Below are 17,647 nucleotides of genomic sequence, written 5' to 3' on the forward strand. Positions count from 1 at the left end.
GCCTGTTTCAGAACACATACAGCGCAAGCTCCGTTTATGGCGGCTTTGCGTGGGGCATCTTCGGGTGCGCCGGGTCTTGTGTTCTCTACCGGTCTGCTAACCCGCGTCAAAGCTGCCACCTTTCATTCGTTTAGCAGCGAATGCTGGTGGCCCCAATTCAGAGAGAACATCATGATCAATTCAACACCAGCTCTACCCCTTCAATCTCTTGAAGAATCGCTGTTGCATGTGAGCGAGCTATTGCGCTGCGCTGCCGCTACGGCCTATGAAACTGGAGACACCCTCAACGGCCCAAAACGTGATCTGGCGTTTTCGGTGGTGCATTTGATTGGCATGGCCAAGACGGAACTGGAGCGGTCTTTGGCGCGGGTAGAGGTGCGTTGATGTACGAGTGACCAATACCAGTGTGAAGGTGCGAGTGAGGTCAGACTTGCTCGCACATATTGTTCAGAATGTTCCCGAATTCGGTTTTCTTCAGCAATTGGCCGTTGAGGTCTCTTGTGCGGGCTTTTGGTTTTTTAGAACACTGCTCATTTCTTGCCAGTTGCTTATGTGGTCGCCTCAGTCTGAACCTCTTGCAAAGTAAATAACCTTTCCTTTTGAAGAACTCCGAAATTTCATGTTTTTCTAAAGCCATTTCAAAGGTGGTTGTCATGAAGGCTCTACAGCGTAAGAAATCTTCTATTGTTTACAGCTTTTCGACGTCTACTGTGCAACCATTATCCTTTATTTCGGAGAGGAATTGATCGAAGCTGATTACGGGGCTGCCGGCATTGTGTGCAGCATATTCTCTGCGAAGCAGTCTGAACAGTTCGCCTATTATTTTTTTGCTGCCAGAGTCGAGAGCAAGTATTAAGTCGAAATCATCAGTCGACATAAAACTAGTATCTGCTCGTATTGAATAGTAGCAGCTTATATTGAGTAATACGGAATCTGCATCTTTGTAGGTGATTTGCAATGATTGCAAGTATTCGCTGAATGCTTTTAGTAGTATATTGGCTGGCTGTTCTTTCTGCTTTAGGAAACCACATAAACCTTGCCAATTATTTATATGCAGGTGGTCACCCCAGTCCGGATCCCTTGAAAAGTATTCTCCTTGGCCTTTGAAGAATTCAGGGAGTTCGTTTTTTTCTAGGGCAGTCTGAAACTTTGTTTTCATTGGGGCTTTTCCCAGTCTTCAAATTGGCTTGGTGATTTATTTGAAGTTACAGGTTGTCAGGCGATACTCCAAGTGTCTTCTGTTGGGAGGCTCGCGTGTTACAGCATTATATAAATTCCGGATGATCTACAGATTCTCGATGTCTTTAGGACCACCATCCCTGATGAGTATTGCCATGCGTCGATTGTAAAGCTCTAGGTCCTGATTTTTGTCAGCTTTGGACAGCTCTTGGCGTAGAAAACGCATGATGTTTGATACCTTTTGTCTTTGTATGCTAGGTAAATCAAGAATCAGGTCGAGCCCATTTGCAGATAAAGCAGGAACTTTTTTGCGCATGTAGTAATAACAAACTATATTTTCAAATAAATCTTCGGCTTCTTTTAAAGTGGTATCTACTGTGTCCAAATACTTTGTAAAAGCATTCTTTAGTACTGTATCTGGGGTCTTGTGTGTTTTGATGAAGCCGCAGAGTCCTTGCCAGTTCATGATGTGAAGCTGATTACCCCAGTCAGGGTCTGCTGTGAAGTATATGCCAATCCCTCTGAAGTAGTCTGGGAATTCATCTCTGTTTAAGGCTGTTTCAAAATTACTTCTCATTGAAGTTGCTCCCAATCATCAAACTGGCTCAAAAGCTTGTTCATATCCATGCCGTGGTCGATTTTCTCTGATCCAACCAGTGCAGCTTCTTTCGTTCCACTCTTGGTTTCTCCCCCTGGAACCCATTCTTTAGGATAAGCGCCTGCTTCATTGCCATTTGGGATTTCATATTTAAATCTAGGGTCGTTAGGTTTAATGTTTACAAGATAAATTCTGGAGTTAGAGAGGTCTTTTGTGCCAAGGTTTAGCTCTCTGTTAAGTACCTCCCAGTTACCGCCGCTCGCTTTATATTTGGCGACTACCTTATTCATTTCGGATGGTAGGCCTACAAACTTTCTAGGCGGGAAAGTAGGGTAGCTCGAGAGTTCGATCCATTCGTCGATAACAACAAACGAGCCTCCTTGCTGCCGGAAGGCTTCTTCGTGCATTGTTACGTATTGCTCTGGCAGATATTCGCGCGTGTCAGTGGGTCTGTTTCCTCTCTCCAGATTGATCACTTCATCGTACTTAGCCTGAGACATGGGTATCCGGTCAGGTTTCGTTGCGTTCGCCGAATTGTTGGGAGGCGTGCTGCCGGATCCTGGACAGCTATCACTCAACCCCAACGGATCCACCCACCCCGTAGGGTTAGGCACATACCGATAGTTATTCAACCCACCCGCCAGCTTGATCGGGTCGGGCGTCAAGAACCGTCCAGTCCCCGGATTGTAGTAGCGATGGCGGTTGTAGTGTAACCCTGTCTCTGCATCGAAATACTGGCCCTGGAAGCGCAGTGGGTTGTCGATTTCTGCGACGTCCAGGGCGGCGAGGTTGCCGTAGGCGCGGTATTTGGCGGACCACAGGATCTCGCCGCTGTAGTCGGTGAGTTCCTGCGGGGTGCCGAGGTGGTCGAGTTGGTAGTAGAACGGTGTCGCTTTGCGCGGGCCTTCGCCGTCGAGCATGGCCAGCGGGCGGAAGGTGCCGGGTTCGTAGATGTAGCTGCGGTAGCGGTTCTCGGCGCTTTCGGCGACCAGGCGTTCGCCTTGCCAGAGGAATTCGGTGGTGTGGCCGTCGACGGTCTTGGCAATGCGGCGGCCGAAGGCGTCGTATTTGTAAGTGGCGGTGCTGCCGCCCGGCAGGCTGACGCCGATCAGGCGATGCTGGGCGTCGTAGCGGTATTCGGTAACGAGTTTCTGCCCGGCGCCGCGACGTTCGCGGATCTGGTTGCCGTAGGCGTCGTAGTCGTAATGACGGTCGCCCTGCATCAGCAGGCGGTTGCCCTTGACGTTGGCCAGGTTGGCGGTGGGCAGGTCGCCCTGGCCCAGCAGGTTACCGGCCGGGTCGTGGGCGAAGGTTTCCGGGGTGTTGCCGCGGACGTTGATCAGGCGGTCCAGCGGGTCGTAATGGAAACTGCGGTTGCCCTTGCGGCTGTCGTCGATACCCGCCAGGTTGCCGTTGGCATCGTAGGCGTAGCGACGCTGGAACAGGCTGCGGTCCTGCTGGCTGACACTGTGCGCCTGCAAGCGACCTTGTTCGTCGTACTGATACTGGCTGAGCAACAGGCCTTGCTGGCGCTGGCGCTCACGACCGCCACTGAACTGGTGAGCGGTCAGGCGCGAGCCGTTGAGGTCGATGCTGCTCAGTTGACCGCCGCGCTGATGGTGGTAATCCAGCGTGCTGCCGTCGGGCAGGCGGCAGTGTTTGAGCTGGCCGACGCTGTCGTACTCGTAGCGCAGGGTGCCCCAGCCCTGGTGCTCGGTGATGAGGCGGTCTTGCAGGTCGTATTCGTAAGCCAGCGGCCAGTTGCCGTCGTCGACGTTGACCAGACGGCCAAGGGCGTCGTAGCTGTAGTGAATCTCTTCGCCGTCGGGCAGGGTCTTGACCAGCAGGCGGCCTGCGGCATCGCGCTGGTACTCGGTCACTAACTCGCTTTCGTCATCGCCGAATTCGGTTTTCTTCAGCAACTGGCCGTTGAGGTCGTACTCGTACGCGGTGCGGCGACCGTCGAAACCGGTTTCCTGCTGGATCAGGCCATTCGAGTAGTAATCGAGGTGGTAACGCTCGCCACGTTCGTTCTCGATTTCGGTGAGCAGCAGGCGCGAGTTGTCGTAGCGGTAGCGCAACTGGCTGCCATCCGGGTTGATGCGGCGGCTGACCAGATGCAGGTTGTCGGCGTATTCGTAACGGGTGATGCGACCCAGCTCATCGCGCTCGGCGGTGACGCGGCCATACGGGTTGTAAGTGAAGGCGCGGGTGGCACCGCCTGGCAAGGTGACCTGGCTCAGGCGATTGACCGCATCCCACTGGTAATGGGTGATGGCACCGGTTTCGTCCTGACGGGTGATCTGCCGACCGAGTGCGTCGTAACGGTATTTGCGCTGGCCACCGTCAGGCAGACGCTCTTCCAGCAGTTGGCCCAGACCGTTCCAGCCCAGTTGATGACGGCTGCCATCGGGATGACGGATTTCCAGCAGACGGCCCTGACGGTCGTAACTGTAATGGGTTTCGTTGCCGTGGGGGTCGATCTGCTGAGTGATATCGCCTTGTTCATTGCGGTCATATTGCCAGCGAGCCTTGCCACGCTTGACCTCGACCAGTTGCCCGTCGAAGTAGTTGTAACGGCTCGGTTCGTCTTCCGGCGGGATCACGGCCACCAGTCGTCCGGCTTCGCTGTACTGATACTCGGTAATGGCCCCCAGCGGGTCTTTTACGGCAATCAGGCGGCCTTTATCGTCATAGGCTTTCTGGGTTTGTGCACCATCGGGAGTGGTTTCGCTGATCAGGCGTGCATTTTCGTCATGCACGTAAACCTGTTCGCTGCCATCGGCGTTGTGGACTTTGACCGTCCCTTCGTCATCCCACTCATAACGCGCTTCGAGTTGCGAGTAGTTGGCCCAGTGGTGCACGCAGCGCGAGAGCTTGCCTTCACGTTCCCATTCCCAGAAGAAGCTGGCACCGCCGGCCAGTTGTCGCTCCAGAATGACGTGCTGGTCGTTGTAGCGGTAATACTCGGTTTCACCCACCGCATTGGTGGCAGACACCAGTTGGTGCTGGGCGTTATAGCCGTAGGTGACAAGGGTCTGGAGTGTCAGCCACGGGTCCTGGCGCTCGCCACGCTCGTTATATTCCGGGCGTTGTTGCTGATGATCCACGGCGACGATATGGCGGTCGTCGTAGCGCAAGAGCAGGGCGCGGCCAGCACCGTTGTCGATGCGCTGAATCCGGTCTACCAGGTCGTAGCTGATGTGGACCTGGTTGTCGTACGCGTCGCTGATGGTGGTCAGGCGACCTGCACGGAAGTGATAGAAGCGTGCTTTTGGCCCGGCCTGGGTCAGGATCAGTTCGCCAGGGGCATCCCCCAGGTAAATGGCGGCCTGGGCAAGGCTGTTGGTGATGGCCGGACGTTGCTCGGTCGGCATCGGGAAGCGGGTCTGACGGTTTTCATGGTCAGTCCAGAGCACGCCTTCATCGTCTAGTTGCAGACGATGTGACAGGGAATGGCTCCAGCCATAGCCGAGACGGCTATCGATTTCGACCGCACTGCTGCGGTACAGGCGCGTCCACTCCAGCGGCAACAAACCACCGAGTTCGCCGTCGGTCAGGGTCAGCAGTTCTTCGCCGGTCACCATCGACACCGGTTCGCCGTTGGTGCAGGTCTTGTCTGCGCACTGGGCTGATTGCTCGGCCGGGGTTTTCGATTGCTTGGAGGCGTCGTCGGTCTTTTCCGCCTGTTCCATGCGCGTTGCGTTTTCTTTCTTGCCGCGTGCATGAATCTGCGCATCGGTTTCGACTTCACCGCCTGAAACGGGTGCTTTGCGCTTGGGGGCCGTCGCCGTCTCTGCAGGTTTCGGCGTGGCTATTTCAACACTGGTCTTGCGCGCCGGGTTCATTGGCGAGTTGCCATTGAGCAGCAGGGGCTTGGCGGTTTCTGCGTGGCCGGTGGCGTTCTTCTTGCTGATGTTCATCAGCATGGACGTGAAGTCTTCGATCAGCTTCATGACCTTGCCGCTGTTTTTGGCAGCATTGAGCCCTTTGGCAGTGACCCGCACGGCCAGGCCGATACCGCCAGTCAGGACGACACCGATCAGGATGTTCAGCAGCACTTCGGTGGTCAGTTCCGCGAGCACTTCCGTGCAGGTCTGCGGCGGCAGCATCTTGACCCAGGCAACGATTGCCGCGACGTAGATCCACATCAGTGGTTCGTCGCTGGCGATCAGCAGGGCTGTCTGAATCGCTTCCTTGGAGGCGTCATAGATCTTCTTGATCTCTTCCTCGGTGAAGAAATTCTTGAGCTTTTCGTAGTTCTCGCGGGGATGAGCAACCAGATCGTACAGACCCTTGATATCGCCCCACAGCCCCATGATCGCCTTGAGGAAACCTTTCCAGGCAGATTCCAGTTCCTGCAAAGCTCTGCCGCCCATGGAGGCGTTGGTATGCGCTTGCCACAGCGGCAGGAAGTCGGTGCTCCATTCGGTTTGCAGCCAGCCGCTCAGGTCACCGATAACGCCCTGATAGGAGTTGAACAGGCTGTCGATCTGCGCACGTGTAGGGTTCGGGAAAAAGGTGATCTTGTATTGCTGATTGGGTTTGAGGTTGGGAACTTCCAGAATCCCGCTCGGGCCGATTTTCAGGTCGATTGCCTGGCCCACTTCGTTCTTGCCGTAGAGTGCTCCATCTTCCACGGGCACCAGACGCACCGGTGTGTTGCCAATCGGCACAAAGCGCGCGGACTCGAAGCTGTGTACGAGCTTCAGCTTGCCGTTGGCCGGGCAGTTGGCATACAGGGTATTTTCCTGTTTGCTGTCCTTGTCCGCAGTACCGACTTCGTCGCCCACCTTGAACTGCTGTTCGGCATCCAGCACGCCGCCATACCAGGCTTCGGCATGCTCGCGATAATCGGCCAGGCATTTCTTGAAGTCGTTGATGATGGCCTGAGCATCAGGCTGTTTTGCCGTGAGGGCTCCGGTGATTCCGCCCATCAAAATGCTCATGCCGCCACCTCATTTTCCAGATAGGCCTTCAACAGCCCGGTAAAGTTTTCTTCCGTGAGCGGTGTACGCTTTACGAAACGCGCCACTTTTTTTTGCAGGTTGGATTCAGGGAACGAGAAGTACAGGTCGGCATGTTCATCCCGCAGCCACTGCATCATGTTGCCGATCACCGTGGATGGATTTTCAGCCATCAAACTCTCCAGCAAGTCTTTGGGCACCTCCCACCACGGCCAATCCTTCGCTTTCGGCACTGTTCTTTGTCCGACTTCCAGAGTGCGGCCATTGATCAGATAGCGCTCGAACATCGGCATCAGTTCACCCGCCGATTCACCCAGCCCCTCAAGAATCGGATAGATATGCCGCCCGTCCCAGAACCGGAAAAACACTTCGGCCCCATCGGGCATTTTCACTTGCGTCAGGCTGCGCAGATGCTCGAACACGGTATTGGGTTCCGAGCGCGATACCGCGAGCCAGCCCCAGTCGAGTGCATCGGTTTCGGCGATCCATTGCAGAAAACCCGCAGTGGGTTTCAGCACGGCAAGATAGGGCATCACAGGCTGCCAGTCGGCGTAAGGCGTGCCGCCCCAGATCGGGATCAACTGCGGCGCATGGCTTTGCTGGTAGAAGTCCTTGAGAGGTTCGGCGTCGCTGGCCGCGCTGATGATCAGGTACAGGCGCTCGCCTTGTTGCAGCGGCTGCTCTGCCAACCATGCCGTTGGGCTCAAAAGATCAGATTGCACAGGCACCGTCCTTGCACTTCTCGCATTCTTCACAGAACGGCGCGTTGCGTTTAAGCGTATTGATTTGCGCTGGTGTCAGCACCGCACCGGCCCTGGCGGCATCGGCCTGTTTCAACAATCCGGGCAGCAAAGCCGCTATGCCAGACCCCACGCCCGGGCTGCCGCCGGTATTGACGTTGACCACCGGGCCGCTGATGGTCACGCCACTGGCGTCGATCTTGACGAAGCTGCCACCGGCCTTGAATGTCAGTTCGCTACCGGCTTCCAGGACGATCTTGATGCCGCTGTCGAGGTGAATTTCCTGCCCGGCCTCAATGAACTGTCCCGTTCCGATCTTGACGTGCTGGTTGGTCGCAACGGTCAGGTGGTCGTCGGCCCGCGCTTCAACCTTGCGGTCGGCGTAGACCGTGTGGTGTTCCTCGGCCTTGAACTCGCTGTAGCTGTTCTGCTCGACGGTGTCGTGGCGTTCGTTGCCGACGCGGATCTTCTGGTCGTGCTCGATGTTCTCGTCCCAGTCGCGCTGGGCGTGGAGGTAGATCTGCTCCTGACCTTTCTTGTCCTCGATGCGCAGTTCGTTGTAACCGCCACCGCCCGGTGAACTCAGGGTCTTGAAGGTGCTGCGGGTCTTGTTGGCCGGCAGTTCATAGGGGACGACGTTTTCCTTGTGGTACAGGCAGCCGCTGATCAGCGGCTGGTCGGGGTCGCCTTCCAGGAAGGTGACCAGCACTTCCATACCGATGCGCGGAATGGCGATGCCGCCGTACTGGGCGCCGGCCCAGGCGGAGGACACGCGCAGCCAGCAACTGGTCTTGTCGTCGGCCTGGCCTTCACGGTCCCAGTGGAACTGGACCTTGACGCGGCCGTACTGGTCGCAATGGATCTCTTCGCCTTTCGGCCCGGTGACCACGGCGCTCTGGCTGCCGAGGATGCGGGGTTTGGGGTGCAGCAGCGGCGGGCGGTTCGGCACGTCCCAGGGCGTGGCCTTGAAGCGGTTGCGATAGCCCTGATGGAAATCGTCCTTGAGCGCTGTCGTGTCGCTGGTCACCGACTCTTCCAGCACTTGAGGCTGTTTGCCCTCGTGGACGATTTCGGTCAGCAGCCACAGGTCGTTCCACTTGGCCTTGGGGTGTTGGGTCAGGGCCAGGAAATGGCCGCTGACCAGCAACGGTTGATCACTTTTGCCTTCGGCCAGCTGGTAGTCGCTGCGATGACGCTCAAGGGCGCGCTTGGCCAGGTGCTTGCCGCGCTCGCGGTCCACGAAACGACCCGGGTAGTCGTAATCCTCGAGGTCGGGCAGAGCGTCGCCCCGGTTTTCGCTTTCCAGCGTCAGGCGGGGTTTCTCGAAGTCGTAATCGCGACGGGTGGTGCGGCTGGTGCGGGTTTCCAGGCGCAGGTCGAAGCGCTTGATGACCGGGTCGTTGGCGACCAGGCCGGAGTCTTGCTGATAGGCCACGGGGGCGAGTTTCGGGAACACCGTCTGGTCATCGCCGAACACCAGCTTGTGGGCCGTGCTGCTGTGCTGGAAGTGGTAGTGAATCCCTTCTTCCTCGCACAGGCGCTGGATGAAATGCAGGTCCGATTCATCGTACTGAACGCAGTAGACGCGCTCGGGATAAACCGACCCGACCTTGAATTCGTAGGCGTTGCTCTGGATGCCATGCTCTTCGAGGACCTGGCCGATGATTTTCGGCACGCTGAGGTTCTGGAAGATGCGTTGGTTGATGCGGTGCGCCAGGTAGGATAACTGCGGGCGCAGGGTCACCGAGTAGCGGGTCAGGCGTTTGCCGGAGTCACCTTGGGCGGCGCGATAGATCTGGCCGTGAATGCCACTGCCGTCAGGCGAAAGTTGCAGGAAGGCGGGCTTGTGCAACAGGGTTTCAAGGTCCAGGGACGGCTGCTCGCTGACCAGTTCCACGTCGAACACGAACGGTTGGCTGATGGCTTCCCGTCCGTTGAGGGCCAGGACTTGCAGGTCGCTGTTGGAGCCTTCGATGGTCAGGCTGAAGTGGGTCTGATTGGCCGGCGCGAACATCCCTTGTTCCTCGATTCTGAAAGGGCGTAAACAACATCGACCAGCAGAAGCTGGCCGATGCTTGAAACCTCAGCCGTATCAGGCCACAGGCGAACGCCAGTCATCGGAGCCCGAAGTACCGGAAACTTCGTGGGTCCAGGTGATTTTGCGGTAGGTCATTTCGATGTCTTCCAGGTGCGTGAAATGCGCGTTCGCAGGGTCCTGGCAGTTGTGCATGTAGTCCTTGGAGCTGACGAGGATCGCGTCTTCCAGAACGGTGGTGTAGTAGTGCTCTTGAGTGCCTTGAGCCGAGGTGCGGAACCATTTGATTTCGACTTTGCTCAGGCGCTCGCCGGAGGTCAGGGCCGCTTGCAGCAGAGGCGAGGACTTGTCGAACACCTTGGTGATTTTCACCGGCTTGTGAACGCGCTGGCCGGTTGGCTGGCCGGACTGTGGGTCACGCGGGATGATCACGTCGTGATGGAAGGCTTGCACCATCACTTCGTCTTCGTGGCCTTCCTGGAAGGTGTTGCCCACGGAGTCGGCGGTGAAAGCGCCGGCAGTGATCAGGCCTTGTTTTTCGCCGGTGATGGACATGTACGCGGGTGTAGCCATGGATGCTCTCCTTGCTGAAACTTGAGGGTCCCGGGAGGCGAATTTGCCTGGTGGGTGGCAAATACTCATCAAGCTTTGTGCCAGTCCGAAAAATAGCTATATAAATCAATGGTATGTGTGATTTATTCGCGGCGTATTGAGCTTTTCGGGAGGAAAACCCGTTGAAAGTGCGCAAGAAGTTGCGCACCACTGCGCAACTTCTTGCGCACTTGGCTGTGAGGCTTGTATTACATGATCGAGGGCGAAGTACTCACAGGTTATCCACAGAAAAGTGCGCAACTTCTTGCGCATAATGGCGATGTGTTATCGCTGTCGTGGAGAGACATGATTTTGCCCTTGTTTCTGTATGAGTTCCTGACCGCTACTGTCAATTCTACGAGTGGCCAATGCTCGCGTGGGGGATCATTCTAAAGGTGTGGGTGAGGACAGCCTTGCTCCGATATTTGCTCAGAATGGTCCTCGCCATGCCCCAAAAACTCGTCATGTGCCGCTATGAATATGATCCGCTGGATCGGCTTGCGACCCGCACGCCGCTTGCCGAGGCGATTACGCGGTCTTTCTATCGAGCCGACAGGCTGGCCAACGAAATCCAGGGTGCAGGGCAACGCACTTTTCTCCACCGTGAGAATCAGTTGCTGGCACTGCAAACGACGAACGGCAAAGCTCTCGCTACGACGCTGACCACTACCGACCAGCCAGGCAGTGTGCTTCATGCGGACGCTTCGGGGCAGCGCACCGACATCGCTTATACACCGTACGGTCATCATGCTCCGCTCGGGAATCTGCCCGGTTTCAACGGTGAGCGCCCCGATCCCGTCACGGGCCATTATCTGCTGGGCAAGGGTTATCGCGCTTACAACCCGGTCTTGATGCGCTTCAACAGTCCGGACAGCCTGAGCCCGTTTGGCGAGGGTGGGCTGAATGCTTATGCCTATTGCCTGGGCGATCCGGCTAACCGGATTGATCCTGAGGGGCATGTGTCCTGGCAGTTCATCGTCGGCATAACGCTTAGCGTGGCTGCATTGGTGAGCGCCACGGTCACGCTGTTTCCTTCCCTGCCTTTCATTTTGTCTGTGAAAGCTGCACAGGCCGGTTTTTTCAGTGCCGGCAGCATTTCCACCATCGTCACGGGCGGGAGTGCAGTAGCAGGTGCGACGCTTGGGATAGCACGGCAGGTCGTGGCTGAGGTCGCTCCCGATTCTCCAGCGCTGGAGCCCATGGGATGGGCTGGGCTGGCGCTTGGTGTTACGGCTTCCAGTACTCGGGTCGGCACTGTGATTGCTGCTCGAAACCCGAAGAATCTTGAGCGTTTGCAGAAAGCGGTTGCTGTGAAGCCGAGACACTTTCAGGAAGCGGTGCCTGTGGACCTGAGGGACATTAGTACGCGTATCAGAAACTCCCGATCTACAGATTCAATGCCGATCAGTTAAGGCACATACAACACTTGTGGGAGGCAGCTTGCTGGCGAAAAAACCTGAAGCCGCAGATATTCTGTGTCTGTACGTGAAGTCGCCAGCAAGCGGCTTCCCACAAAAAAGTCATTCAATGCCCTGACCGATGAGCATCAGTTCTACAGATCTATACGAATCCACCCTCTGAAGACTTGAGCAACTCAAGGAACCCTCCCGCCTGCGCACAGTCGCATGTTCACGTTCCTCTCTCGTGATATCACTCTCGCATCTGGCAGCCGCAAAAGGAGTCTGCATGCCTGCTCGTTCTTCTGGACTGGTTATGCTCGGCCTTGCCGCGGCCATGGCGCTCCTGACTGGCTGTGGTCAGGAAAAAACGGCGGCTCCCGATCTGCCGAGGGTGTATGTGCAAACGGTGAAGACTGCCGATTTTGCCGCCAGCGTTGCCTTGACCGGTGATATTCAGGCGCGGGTTCAGACCCGGCTTTCATTCCGGGTCAATGGCAAGATCATCCAGCGTAATGTGGATGTCGGTGATCGTGTCACCGCCAACCAGGTTCTCGCCCTGCTCGACCCCAAAGACCTGCAGATCAATGTCGACTCGGCCCTCGCCTCGGTGGCCGCCGAGCAGGCGCGGGTCACTCAGGCTCGCGCCGCTTTCGGGCGTCAGGAAAAGCTGTTGCCCAAGGGCTACACCAGTCGCAGCGAATACGATTCGGCCCAGGCGGCATTGCGCGGCAGCGAGAGCGCGCTTAAGGCCGCTCAGGCGCAACTGGCCAATGCCCGCGAGCAGTTGAGTTACACCGCCCTGGTCGCCGATACGCCGGGTGTGATCACGGCGCGTCAGGCCGAAGTCGGGCAAGTGGTGCAGGCGACTGTGCCGATCTTCGACCTGGCCCGGGATGGCGAGCGCGATGCGGTGTTCAATGTTTACGAGTCGCTGTTCGTTCAGCCGCCTACCGACCAGCCAGTGCAAGTGACTCTGCTCGACAACCCGGCCATCAAGGTCAGCGGCAAGGTGCGCGAAGTGACCCCGGCGGTTTCGGCTGAAACCGGTACCTTGCAGGTCAAGGTCGCGCTTGATCCGCTGCCTGAAGGCATGGATCTGGGCTCTGTGGTCAGCGTGGCCCTGAGCGCGCCAGCCAATTCCAGTGTCGAGCTGCCGTGGTCGGCCCTGACCAAGGACCTTGGCGAGCATCTGGGCAAGCCCGCCGTGTGGGTGGTAGACGAGCAGGGCAAGGTCAACCTGCGCAAGGTTCAGGTCGCTCGTTACCTCACATCCAGAGTCATCATCGGTGACGGCCTCAAGAGTGGAGAGAAAGTCGTGGTGGCTGGCGGACAGTTGTTACACCCGGACATGCAGGTCGAGATCGCCGAGCAACCCCGGCAGCAAAATGCTCAGGTGCAGCCATGAAGCCTCTGGCCTGCCTGTTGTTGAGCGGTTTGCTGCTGAGTGGCTGTGGCAAGGATGAAACGCCACCCGAGCCGGTTCGGCCGGTGGTCTTTGTCGAGGCCCGGCCTGATTCTCAACTGGAGTTCGGACGTTTCGCCGGCAATATTCAGGCGCGCTATCAGAGCGTGCTGGGCTTTCGGGTGCCAGGTCGTATCGCACGCCGCCATGTGGACGTGGGCAGCGAAGTGAAGAAGGGCGACCTGCTCGCAACCCTGGACCCTACCGATCAGCAGAATAATGTGCGTGCTCGCCAGGGCGATCTGGCCCGTATCGAGGCGCAGTGGATCAATGCCCAGGCCAATGCCCGTCGTCAGCAGGAATTGTTCGACCGTGGCGTCGGCGCGCAGGCGCAACTGGACAATGCCCTGACCGAACTGAAAACCACGCGCTCGTCGCTGGATCAGGCCAGGGCAGCAGCGCAGCAGGCCCGCGATCAATTGAGTTACAGCGAATTGCGCACGGACCACGATGCGGTGGTTACCGAGTGGAAGGCCGAGGCCGGGCAAGTCGTCACGGCGGGGCAGGAGGTCGTGACGCTGGCACGGCCCGATATCAAGGAAGCAGTGATCGATCTGCCGGTTTCGCTGGTGGATCAATTGCCCGTCGATGTGGTGTTCAACGTGGCCAGCCAGCTTGATCCGCAGGTGAAAACCACCGCCACGCCTCGGGAAATCGAACCACAGCCCGACCGCTCGACCCGTACCCGTCGGGCGCGCCTGACTCTGACTGATACGCCACCGGGATTGCGGCTCGGTACCGCGATCAGCGTGACCCTGAGTTCCGCCATTGCCCCGCGCATGAGCCTGCCGATCACGGCATTGCAGGACATCGACGGCAAAGCCCGGGTCTGGATCATCGACCCGCAAAGCCAGACGGTAAATCCCAGAGAGGTGAATGTCGTCAGTCGTGACAACGACAGCTTCCTGCTGACGGGCGGAGTCAATGCCGGTGAGAAGGTGGTCAGTGCGGGCGTCAACAGCCTCAAGCCGGGGCAGAAAGTCAAAGTCGATGAGGAAAGCCCACGATGAAAGGAAGCTTCAATCTGTCCGAGTGGGCCATCAAGCATCAGTCGTTTGTCTGGTACCTGATGTTCGTTGCGCTGTTGATGGGCGTGTTTTCCTACATGAAGCTGGGGCGTGAAGAAGACCCGTCCTTCACCATCAAGACCATGGTTATCCAGACCCGCTGGCCCGGCGCAACCGTGGACGAAACCCTGAAGCAGGTAACCGACCGCATCGAGAAGAAGCTCGAAGAGCTGGACTCACTGGACTACGTGAAAAGTTATACCCGGCCCGGCGAGTCCACGGTTTTCGTTTACCTGCGCGACACCACCAGTGCCAAGGACATACCGCAGATCTGGTATCAGGTGCGCAAAAAGATCGACGACATTCGCGGGCAGTTCCCCCAAGGCTTGCAAGGACCGGCGTTCAACGACGAATTCGGTGATGTGTTCGGCTCGATCTACGCCTTTACCGCCGATGGTTTCTCGATGCGCCAGTTGCGCGATTACGTCGAGAAGGTCCGCGCCGATATCCGTGAAGTTCCTGGCCTTGGCAAGGTGGAAATGATCGGCCAGCAAGATGAGGTGATCTACCTTAACTTCTCCACCCGCAAGCTGGCGGCTCTGGGGCTGGATCAGCGTCAGGTGGTGCAAAGCCTGCAATCCCAGAACGCGGTGACGCCTGCCGGGGTGATCGAGGCCGGGCCGGAGCGTATTTCCGTGCGTACCTCAGGGCAGTTCGCTTCGGAAAAGGACCTGGCAGCGGTCAACCTGCGGCTCAATGACCGTTTCTATCGGTTGAGCGATATCGCCGAGATCACCCGAGGCTACACCGACCCGCCCAAACCGCTGTTCCGCTACAACGGCAAACCGGCCATCGGCCTGTCCATCGCCATGCAGAAGGGCGGCAACATCCAGGAGTTCGGCAAGGCTTTGCATGAACGCATGGACATTTCCACCGCCGAGCTGCCGGTGGGTGTTGGTGTGCACAAGGTTTCGGATCAGGCCGAAGTGGTCGACAAAGCTGTGGGTGGTTTCACCAGCGCGCTGTTCGAGGCAGTGATCATTGTGATGGTGGTCAGCTTTGTCAGCCTCGGGGTGCGTGCAGGTCTGGTGGTGGCCTGTTCCATCCCGCTGGTGCTGGCCATGGTCTTCGTGTTCATGGAGTACAGCGGCATCACCATGCAGCGGATTTCCCTCGGGGCGTTGATCATCGCCCTCGGGCTGCTGGTGGACGACGCCATGATTACCGTGGAAATGATGGTCACACGGCTGGAAATGGGGGAAACCAAGGAGCAGGCCGCGACCTATGCCTACACCTCGACTGCGTTCCCGATGCTGACCGGCACGCTGGTAACGGTGGCCGGTTTCGTGCCCATTGGCTTGAACAACAGCTCGGCGGGGGAATATACCTTCACGCTGTTTGCCGTGATTGCCGTGGCGATGCTGGTGTCGTGGATCGTGGCCGTGCTGTTTGCGCCGGTGATCGGTGTTCATATTCTGAGCAGCAATATCAAGCCCAAGTCCGAAGAGCCGGGCCGTGTAGGTCGTGCATTCAACAGCAGCATGCTGTGGGCCATGCGTCATCGCTGGCTGGCCATCGGCATGACCCTGTTGCTGTTTGCCGCCTCGCTGTTCTCGATGCAGTTCGTGCAGAACCAGTTCTTTCCGTCGTCGGACCGGCCTGAAATTCTGGTCGACCTGAACCTGCCGCAGAACGCCTCGATCAACGAGACGCGCCAGGTGGTGGACCGTTTTGAAGCCAGCCTCAAGGACGATCCCGATATCGAGCGCTGGAGCACCTATATCGGCCAGGGTGCGGTGCGTTTCTACCTGCCGCTGGATCAGCAACTGGAAAACCCGTTCTACGCCCAGTTGGTCATCGTCAGCAAAGGGCTGGAGGAGCGTGGTGCCCTGACTGCACGTCTGCAAAAGCGCCTGCGCGATGAATATGTCGGCATCGGCTCCTACGTGCAGCCGCTGGAAATGGGGCCTCCGGTCGGGCGTCCGCTGCAATATCGCGTCAGTGGCGAGAACATCGACAAGGTTCGCCAGCACGCCATCGAACTGGCCACGCTGCTGGGCAAGAACTCACACGTCGGTGAAGTGATCTACGACTGGAACGAGCCGGGCAAGGTGCTGCGCATCGACATCAATCAGGACAAGGCGCGGCAGTTGGGGTTGTCTTCCGAAGACGTTGCCCAACTGATGAACAGCGTTGTGAGCGGTTCGGCGGTGACGCAGGTGCGCGACGATATCTACCTGATCAACGTGGTAGGACGTGCCGAGGATGCCGAGCGCGGTACGCCGGAAACCCTGCAAAACCTGCAAATTGTCACGCCTGCCGGAACCTCGATTCCGCTGCTGGCCTTTGCCACGGTGGGGTATGAGCAGGAGCAGCCGCTGGTCTGGCGGCGTGACCGCAAACCGACCATCACCGTGAAAGGTGCGGTGCGCGACGAGATTCAGCCGACCGACCTGGTCAATCAACTGAAGCCGGAAATCGACAAGTTCGCTTCCGGATTACCCGTGGGCTACAAGGTGGCGACCGGCGGGACGGTGGAAGAAAGCAGCAAGGCTCAAGGGCCGATTGCCAGTGTCGTGCCATTGATGCTGTTCCTGATGGCGACCTTTTTGATGATCCAGCTGCACAGCGTTCAGAAGATGTTTCTGGTGGCCAGTGTCGCGCCGCTGGGGTTGATCGGCGTGGTGCTGGCGCTTATCCCGACCGGTACGCCACTGGGTTTCGTTGCGATTCTCGGGGTGCTGGCGCTGATCGGCATCATCATCCGCAACTCGGTGATTCTGGTGACCCAGATCCATGCCTACGAACAAAGCGGCTACTCGCCATGGAATGCGGTGGTCGAGGCCACCGAGCATCGCCGCCGCCCGATCCTGCTCACGGCGGCAGCGGCCAGTCTGGGCATGATCCCCATCGCACGCGAAGTGTTCTGGGGACCAATGGCCTACGCGATGATCGGCGGCATCATCATCGCCACCTTGCTGACCCTGTTGTTCCTGCCAGCCCTGTATGTGGCCTGGTACAAAATCAAGGAGCCAGAACCCACGTAGATCATCAGCGCGTGAGAGGGGCCTTGTGCCGCGTCAGCCTATATCGCTTTCAACCAGGCTGAAGTCGCCAAAGCGCACAGGGCTCATGGCGAGGATGATGTCTGGAGAGCTTGCGGATACGGCGGGACGAGGAGTCGATACGTTCAGGAAGCAGGAGGTCAGATCATCCTCGAAATACATGTTGACCGAGAAGCGTTGCCAGTCCGGTGTCGCCAGTCCGGTAACAGGCGAAACCATGATGACGCCGTCAGCCCTGAAGCCTCCGACACTGACAACAAATGTGGCTTCCTCCACGGCAGCATCTGCGCTGAGTGCATCGAATTCGATAAGCAGGGTCGTGCCCGGCAAGTCCGGCAGCGACTGACTGATATTGGTCGCAACCGGTAACAGGATGCTTTGTCCGAGGCCATAGCGCTCAAGGCCGGGGTCAAAACCCACAGGCCCTTTCCAGTAGTTGAAATCGTCTTTGAAGTTGCCGTTCTGAATATATTGCGTTGCCATGATCATCTCCTTGATCGATTAACATTCGGGTCCGATTAACGGGGTGCGAACACCTTTTTATGGAGCCCATCCTAAGCGCCATGCTGCTGCGCTGATACTGACAAAAATGCCAGTCACGCA

General features: G+C 57.8%; 12 protein-coding genes. 5 read left to right on the top strand and 7 right to left on the bottom strand.

What is annotated here, in order from left to right:
• Positions 1-171: 171 nt before the first annotated feature.
• On the top strand, positions 172-384 hold the full coding sequence (locus KGD89_RS01570) for a DUF6124 family protein (protein ID WP_025258074.1): 213 nt from the start codon (positions 172-174) through the stop codon (positions 382-384).
• Between the two features lie 304 nt (positions 385-688).
• On the opposite strand, the gene KGD89_RS01575 is transcribed toward KGD89_RS01570, so the two are convergent.
• The 6 genes from KGD89_RS01575 to KGD89_RS01600 all read right to left on the bottom strand — a co-directional run bounded on the left by KGD89_RS01575 (position 689) and on the right by KGD89_RS01600 (position 10,092).
• A complete protein-coding gene (locus KGD89_RS01575; protein ID WP_025258076.1) occupies positions 689-1,159 on the bottom strand; it encodes a hypothetical protein in 471 nt (156 codons plus the stop codon).
• Positions 1,160-1,285: 126 nt separating this feature from the next.
• Positions 1,286-1,756, bottom strand: a complete 471-nt coding sequence (locus KGD89_RS01580) for a hypothetical protein (RefSeq protein ID WP_025258077.1) — start codon at positions 1,754-1,756, stop codon at positions 1,286-1,288.
• Entirely contained in the window at positions 1,753-6,726 is a 4,974-nt protein-coding gene (locus KGD89_RS01585; protein ID WP_025258078.1) for an RHS repeat-associated core domain-containing protein, read from the bottom strand. The genes KGD89_RS01580 and KGD89_RS01585 overlap by 4 nt, the downstream gene beginning before the upstream one ends.
• On the bottom strand, positions 6,723-7,466 hold the full coding sequence (locus tag KGD89_RS01590) for a DUF4123 domain-containing protein (RefSeq protein WP_025258079.1): 744 nt from the start codon (positions 7,464-7,466) through the stop codon (positions 6,723-6,725). Before KGD89_RS01590 ends, KGD89_RS01585 begins: the two co-directional genes overlap by 4 nt.
• Positions 7,456-9,498 (bottom strand): type VI secretion system Vgr family protein, encoded by a 2,043-nt coding sequence (locus tag KGD89_RS01595; RefSeq protein ID WP_025258080.1) that lies wholly within the window; start codon positions 9,496-9,498, stop codon positions 7,456-7,458. The genes KGD89_RS01590 and KGD89_RS01595 overlap by 11 nt, the downstream gene beginning before the upstream one ends.
• A 78-nt stretch (positions 9,499-9,576) precedes the next feature.
• Positions 9,577-10,092, bottom strand: a complete 516-nt coding sequence (locus KGD89_RS01600; protein ID WP_025258081.1) for an Hcp family type VI secretion system effector — start codon at positions 10,090-10,092, stop codon at positions 9,577-9,579.
• 464 nt (positions 10,093-10,556) lie between these two features.
• Between KGD89_RS01600 and KGD89_RS01605 the strand changes: the two genes are divergently transcribed.
• From KGD89_RS01605 to KGD89_RS01620, 4 genes are all read left to right on the top strand, one after another.
• Complete coding sequence (locus tag KGD89_RS01605; RefSeq protein ID WP_025258082.1) at positions 10,557-11,522, top strand: RHS repeat-associated core domain-containing protein; 966 nt, start codon at positions 10,557-10,559, stop codon at positions 11,520-11,522.
• Between the two features lie 274 nt (positions 11,523-11,796).
• Complete coding sequence (locus KGD89_RS01610; protein ID WP_025258083.1) at positions 11,797-12,915, top strand: efflux RND transporter periplasmic adaptor subunit; 1,119 nt, start codon at positions 11,797-11,799, stop codon at positions 12,913-12,915.
• Complete coding sequence (locus KGD89_RS01615; RefSeq protein WP_025258084.1) at positions 12,912-13,982, top strand: efflux RND transporter periplasmic adaptor subunit; 1,071 nt, start codon at positions 12,912-12,914, stop codon at positions 13,980-13,982. Before KGD89_RS01610 ends, KGD89_RS01615 begins: the two co-directional genes overlap by 4 nt.
• The gene (locus KGD89_RS01620; RefSeq protein WP_025258085.1) at positions 13,979-17,026 is read left to right on the top strand and encodes an efflux RND transporter permease subunit; all 3,048 of its coding nucleotides are present in this window, start codon (positions 13,979-13,981) and stop codon (positions 17,024-17,026) included. Before KGD89_RS01615 ends, KGD89_RS01620 begins: the two co-directional genes overlap by 4 nt.
• Positions 17,027-17,059: 33 nt before the next feature.
• On the opposite strand, the gene KGD89_RS01625 is transcribed toward KGD89_RS01620, so the two are convergent.
• Positions 17,060-17,527 (bottom strand): hypothetical protein, encoded by a 468-nt coding sequence (locus KGD89_RS01625; RefSeq protein WP_025258086.1) that lies wholly within the window; start codon positions 17,525-17,527, stop codon positions 17,060-17,062.
• Positions 17,528-17,647: the final 120 nt, after the last annotated feature.

The organism is Pseudomonas cichorii (assembly GCF_018343775.1).
Lineage (GTDB): Bacteria > Pseudomonadota > Gammaproteobacteria > Pseudomonadales > Pseudomonadaceae > Aquipseudomonas > Aquipseudomonas cichorii.

Bases quoted from the DNA above. Each gene is read 5' to 3' on its own strand.
- KGD89_RS01600 (WP_025258081.1), bottom strand. From the start codon at position 10,092: ATGGCTACACCCGCGTACATGTCCATCACCGGCGAAAAACAAGGCCTG.
- KGD89_RS01570 (WP_025258074.1), top strand. From the start codon at position 172: ATGATCAATTCAACACCAGCTCTACCCCTTCAATCTCTTGAAGAATCG.
- KGD89_RS01610 (WP_025258083.1), top strand. From the start codon at position 11,797: ATGCCTGCTCGTTCTTCTGGACTGGTTATGCTCGGCCTTGCCGCGGCC.
- KGD89_RS01620 (WP_025258085.1), top strand. From the start codon at position 13,979: ATGAAAGGAAGCTTCAATCTGTCCGAGTGGGCCATCAAGCATCAGTCG.
- KGD89_RS01615 (WP_025258084.1), top strand. From the start codon at position 12,912: ATGAAGCCTCTGGCCTGCCTGTTGTTGAGCGGTTTGCTGCTGAGTGGC.
- KGD89_RS01625 (WP_025258086.1), bottom strand. From the start codon at position 17,527: ATGGCAACGCAATATATTCAGAACGGCAACTTCAAAGACGATTTCAAC.
- KGD89_RS01605 (WP_025258082.1), top strand. From the start codon at position 10,557: ATGCCCCAAAAACTCGTCATGTGCCGCTATGAATATGATCCGCTGGAT.
- KGD89_RS01595 (WP_025258080.1), bottom strand. From the start codon at position 9,498: ATGTTCGCGCCGGCCAATCAGACCCACTTCAGCCTGACCATCGAAGGC.
- KGD89_RS01585 (WP_025258078.1), bottom strand. From the start codon at position 6,726: ATGAGCATTTTGATGGGCGGAATCACCGGAGCCCTCACGGCAAAACAG.
- KGD89_RS01575 (WP_025258076.1), bottom strand. From the start codon at position 1,159: ATGAAAACAAAGTTTCAGACTGCCCTAGAAAAAAACGAACTCCCTGAA.
- KGD89_RS01580 (WP_025258077.1), bottom strand. From the start codon at position 1,756: ATGAGAAGTAATTTTGAAACAGCCTTAAACAGAGATGAATTCCCAGAC.